Annotated in this window: 1 protein-coding gene; it reads right to left on the bottom strand. The window is 38.3% G+C overall.

What is annotated here, in order from left to right; genetic code table 11:
- A partial coding sequence (locus CYP28_RS06060) for a lytic transglycosylase domain-containing protein (RefSeq protein WP_141090917.1) occupies window positions 1-506 on the bottom strand: 506 nt, incomplete at both ends.

Below are 506 nucleotides of genomic sequence, written 5' to 3'. Positions count from 1 at the left end.
CTTTTACTTTCGTAAGTCTTAATCCGCCATTTATGTTTAGCAAAGACGACTCTTTAGATATCAAAAAGTCCGCATCTTTTGCTATATATGCCGCTCTTAAAATTTTAATGATGAAATTTCTAGTCTCAGCTGGGAGGTATTTTTTCTCAGCATCAAGAAGTGTTACAAGATCGTCTGTACCGGCTTTTTGTATAGCTTTTTTTAGCGCACCGTCGCCGCAGTTATATGCTATTGCTGCCAAGTACCATTTGCCAAATTGATTTTTAAGTGATCTTAGATAGTTTGTAGCTGCGACAGTTGATTCAACCGGATCTTTTCTCTCATCGGTGTATTGCCCTACTTTTAGGCCATGAATTTTTGCTGTTTGCTCCATAAACTGCCACATACCAGTAGCTTTTGCGTTTGAAACAGTGTGATTTGAAAAGCCTGACTCTATCATCGCTAGATAGAAAAACGACTCAGGCACGCCTGATTTTTTGATCTGCTCTTTTATCATTGGTATATAC

The sequence above is a fragment of the Campylobacter concisus genome (genome assembly GCF_002914195.1).
Lineage (GTDB): Bacteria > Campylobacterota > Campylobacteria > Campylobacterales > Campylobacteraceae > Campylobacter_A > Campylobacter_A concisus_M.
Note: the sequence above shows the minus strand (reverse complement) of the source record. Positions and strands in the feature narration are given on the sequence as shown.